Consider the following 4,450-nt stretch of genomic DNA (forward strand, 5'->3'; position numbering starts at 1 on the left):
AGACACGGCCTGCCACGGATCAATGATGAAGGTTGGAGAGTGAAACGCTTGATGCAGGTTTACGAGATATGCTTCCACCTCGGACACGTTGACTTCACCGCCTTGGGGAGCCTTGAAGGTCTTGGCGTGGACCAGCTTGACGATCCCGTCATCCTGATATGTGCCGATGATCGCCGTTCGGTCACGGCGCAAGCCCAGGTCAACCGCTATGTTTACACGCCGCAGGCCGTCCCACTTCCAGCTCTGCTCCAGGTCGAGGTCCACAGCCGCGTCAACTTCCTGCCGCGTGAGAAAGGAATCAATGCCTGAGGTCCACTCGTTACAGTGCAGACGCCGGAAAATGTTCTCCGGTAATCGCCGCCGCTGTTGGTCCAAATATTCTTCGGTCACCCAGGAAGCGAGATTCTCGTTTTGGGAGTAGAAAAAGAATCGTGGATCATCCCCTTCCAGCCCCCGTTGGTATAGATCCCACAGCGGGACACCCTTACTTTGGTCGAAGCCGGTATAGGAAATGTAAAGGTGCAACGCCTGTTTCCTGGCCGGCGAGTGCGTCATGGCCTCAAGAAGGTCCCAATTCCTCTGTGACCATAATTCATCGACAATCACCCCGTGCGGGTTTAGGCCGTGCGCGCTGTCTGAATCTGACGCGAGCACTTGGAGGAGCCCGCCGTTACCGGGGACCTCTAAAGCATCCTTGAAAACCTTGACGTGTTTTTTAAGCTCGGGCGACCGTTCGACGGCTTTTTTGATGAACCGCCAGCAAATCCTGGCCTGGTCTTTGTCTGAAGCCAGGAGGAACACTTCAGGACTTTCTTCACCGTCGGCAAGGAGCAGGTAAAGGCTGAACAGCGCCATCAACGACGTTTTGCCGTTTTTCTTGGGGAGCATGATCAAGGCCTCGTTGATAACCCGGTTTCCACCGTCATCTATATTGTGAAAGATCGGCTTGATGATTTTTTCAAGCTGCCACGCTTCAAGCTTTATGGGCTTGCCGCTTTCAAGGCGGTAAAATGTTTCCGCAAACTTCACGATATCCAGTTTTTTCAATTGTCCTCCTCCGCTACCACCTCTGCGAAAACGTCCGACAGGGTTCTCTCGGTTTTGTGGCTTTCTAGTCCTAAAGATTGCAGGGTCCGACGTAGAACCTCGACGTGCCGGAGGTGGTCCTTGCTGTACGCGTCCGGATCTCCCTGTAACATCCGTGATTCCATGATCCGGCATTTCCAGACCAGGAAGACGGCTCTGTCCACAAGCGCGCTTTTCATCGGTGATACGGGGCCGAGTGCATCCAGAATCACCGCTCTTGCCTCGGCGATTTCCTTGGCCTCCTTCGTGCGCCCGTCCAAAGCGTCGATGTCGAAACCTCGCAGTTTATCCCTTAAGGTGACCTTGTTTATTCGTTCTTTTTTCTTACTCATCGGCATTAACCATAAAATTTGTAGGGTTATGTACGGCCAGGGGTATTAACCCCCGGCCGTACCGCTAACGGAAAGGGCTGTGGACGGCATTAAGCCCCCTCTCCGTAAAAGCCGTTATCAGGTTCTTGTAACAGTCCAGATATACAGTGATCGCTTCCTTCGTTTTGTTGATGTCACCGGCAAGAATGGACCTGTCAACTCTGTCCTCAGCACCGGCACACAATCGTATGAGGTCAGGACGGTTCTCATTAACCCACTTGATAGCACCTGCTTCATACATTTTATTAAGATTTTCCACGGCCACCCGGAACAGGTCGAGGCACTCCCGGTTCCTGGTTCCGGTAACATTAAATTTCGGGAAACTCATGTTTCTACCAGCTCCCACGCGCGAGGGGTCCGGGCATCGCCGTGTGTGACCCTGGCCAACCGGTGATCCACCAGGACCTCCATGATAGCGAGGGCGTTGTTTTTTGGCCTCGCCACCGGTGGCCCGTAGGCGTAGAGGGTCGGCAGACTAACTTTCCCGCCACGCTGCCGGATCCACTCGAGAACCTTGGCAGCCCCGGCCAGCTCCGGCTCTTCCTCAGCGTTCTGCTGTAGGCGCACCGCCTCCCCGAGATGAAACTGCACGGTTGGGATGGCCTGCTCAAGCCCCGTGACGGTGATCTCAGCGGCGTCGGGATCTTCGATGACGGCGAACACACCCGCCAGCCTGAGAACGTGTTCGGCAGCTTTCGCAGCGAATCCCCGGATAGGGTAGAGGGCCTGCCCCTCAGCAAGGAGTTGCTCAATGTGATCGTGAAACTTGATCCAGACCGATTTTGCGTCCGGGGTGAGGGTCAGTGATCTCGGGGTTAACTCGTTTCGCGCACCCTCGGCAAGAGGGAGTGGACGCTCCAGCAGACCCATCATCACTTGAAAAAAACGCTTGAAACTGGGCAATTCCAATACATTTACAGCCCGATACGGACGGTTACCAATGTTGGAGGCGGGCCACGCGATCAGGCACCGGCTAAAAAAACCCTGTTGGCGAAAAAGAACGTTACCCGTCATTTCCGCCCAGACGACCGGTTGCATCATCAAGTTGACGGTCACCCGGCGGCCGTGAAGCAACAGGTTCCCGTCCCCCGAACGGTTCCTGGTCAGCGGTTTCCCGTCCCAACAGTTGGAAAAGCCGGAGATGGTTTTGAGGAGATTATCCCTGTTAAAGGCGTGGCCACCCACGAGGCGGCCCCCTTCAGTGGTCGATAGCCCGATTGACGGTTGTTCCGTGTGCAGTGTTTTGACCAAAGCTTCAAACGTCGGTTCCTCCAAAATGAGGGTGGCACCAATGGGAGGCTCGGGCTTAGCCCCAAGTTCAACAAGAGCCGCTTTCACCGCCGAACCAGAGTTGCTTTTTTTCATTCTCATGATCTTCTCTTTTTCCCATCCCGCCACAGCCGCTTCGTACTCCACAAGGCGTAAGGACCGCAAGTCATGAAGCGTTTTTTGCCGCCGATAAACAGGCCCCCAAGCAATCCGGTCGACAGCATCTTTTCTCTCTCCAGAATCCCCAATTGTAATGAAGTTGTTTGAGACAGGGAACGATCGACCATCAATGTTGACCTGCACGTGGCCCTGAACGGCAAAGGTCGCAGCGGCCACAACGGTATTAGCGGCCAGAGCGGCCGGGCACTGGACACTTGCAACAATGTCCGACACCAGGTCGCGCAGCAATGCAGGTAGGGAGTCCACGGGGTAGGGTTCAGGTTCAGGCCGGGACGGCCGGAGGGGGAGGGGAGCTTCGATTTCCACCAGTTCCTCGGGTTGATCGGCCGGTACTTCAAATTCAGAAGTTGCTTTAATTAAATTGATTAAGTCCGCGATTTCGCCGTGTTTTTCCAGGTAATCAGTAACGTCCTCCCCGGCACCCACAGGCAAAATTACGATCTTCAGGGATTCGGCTACCCCGTGGAGTTGACGGGCGACACGCTGGGCATGTTCCAACCCGGCCCGATCATTATCGGGCAAAATGGCCACCCGTTTTCCTAGGAAAACATCGTTATAGTCGGCGTTCCACGTCCCGGCCGACCCGAAGGTGGTAGCGGTAATCCCCCACGTGCCCAAGGTCCTTACATCCTTTTCGCCTTCCACGATGGCAACCGATACCGCCCTATTAAGTTCGGGCAATCCGAACGGGACCCGCGCTTGCCCGTCCAAATTCCAAACCCAACCGCCCTTGCCGTCAGGCCGCCGGATGCGAAAGTCCTTTGGCTCGAACCTGACGTTTTGGTAGAGGAGATTTGCGTCGGCGTCCGTGTAATCATAGGCCACTGAAATTTTACCGTGGTTTTTTTTACGCGCTTTCGTCGGTGGCAATGCGGGTAGGGGAGCATCTCCGATCCGCTCCTTGAAGAGCTTGAAGGAACCTTGTTCGCCGCAAGCAAAGCATTTGAAGGCGCCCGTTGAACTGTTGATGGAAAGCGAGGGAACCGTGTCCTCATGAAACGGGCACAAGGCTTTTCCCTGATTTCCGGTCCACTTAATTTTCCCTAGACGAGTTTCATAATAACCAGTTTTGCCGCCCACAAAAAATTCTCCTATTCCGTCTTCTCAAGGGTTGCCCCGTCACCGAAACGATTCGCAATTGGACCCTCAAATGGGCCGTCCGGCTGGATATCCAGCCACCGGATCACCGTTGACTCAGCGAACAGCAGACGACCGCCGACCCGCTTACCCCGAGGGAAATTTAAATCCTGCATTAATCTATAAATCGTCGTCCGTGAACAAGATAAAAGGTCCGTTATCTCGGTCATCGAAAAGTGCTTTTCCAGTTTCACGAACGCGACCCAGCTGTAGGGAACAACAACGCCGTGTCGACACCAAGCGCCGCCGAAATTTTTTTTTGGGTTTCGCGCCTTGGCTGAATAAGCCCCCGCTCTAGCCTCGAAAGGTGACCGACGTCACAACCCGTGCGACCTGACAAATCACTCAACGTAAGGTTCAACATCACCCGGGTGATGTTGAACCTTACGTTGAGTGATTTGTCAGGT

The 4,450-nt window shown here is 54.6% G+C and carries 4 protein-coding genes; all 4 read right to left on the bottom strand.

Annotation, left to right across the window (positions count from 1 at the left end; genetic code table 11):
- The coding region (locus P1S46_11815; protein MDF1537155.1) for a terminase large subunit at positions 1 to 1,047 on the bottom strand (1,047 nt) is incomplete at its 3' end.
- Positions 1,044 to 1,418: a hypothetical protein gene (locus P1S46_11820; GenBank protein MDF1537156.1), complete on the bottom strand. Its 375-nt coding sequence runs from the start codon at positions 1,416 to 1,418 to the stop codon at positions 1,044 to 1,046. The genes P1S46_11820 and P1S46_11815, both read right to left, overlap by 4 nt.
- 64 nt (positions 1,419 to 1,482) lie before the next feature.
- Complete coding sequence (locus tag P1S46_11825) at positions 1,483 to 1,785, bottom strand: hypothetical protein (GenBank protein ID MDF1537157.1); 303 nt, start codon at positions 1,783 to 1,785, stop codon at positions 1,483 to 1,485.
- The gene (locus P1S46_11830) at positions 1,782 to 3,986 is read right to left on the bottom strand and encodes a DUF3987 domain-containing protein (protein MDF1537158.1); all 2,205 of its coding nucleotides are present in this window, start codon (positions 3,984 to 3,986) and stop codon (positions 1,782 to 1,784) included. The genes P1S46_11825 and P1S46_11830 overlap by 4 nt, the downstream gene beginning before the upstream one ends.
- Positions 3,987 to 4,450: the final 464 nt, after the last annotated feature.

It is taken from the genome of bacterium, assembly GCA_029210545.1.
In the GTDB taxonomy this organism is placed as follows: domain Bacteria; phylum BMS3Abin14; class BMS3Abin14; order BMS3Abin14; family BMS3Abin14; genus JARGFV01.

Bases quoted from the DNA above. Each gene is read 5' to 3' on its own strand.
- P1S46_11825 (MDF1537157.1), bottom strand. From the start codon at position 1,785: ATGAGTTTCCCGAAATTTAATGTTACCGGAACCAGGAACCGGGAGTGC.
- P1S46_11820 (MDF1537156.1), bottom strand. From the start codon at position 1,418: ATGAGTAAGAAAAAAGAACGAATAAACAAGGTCACCTTAAGGGATAAA.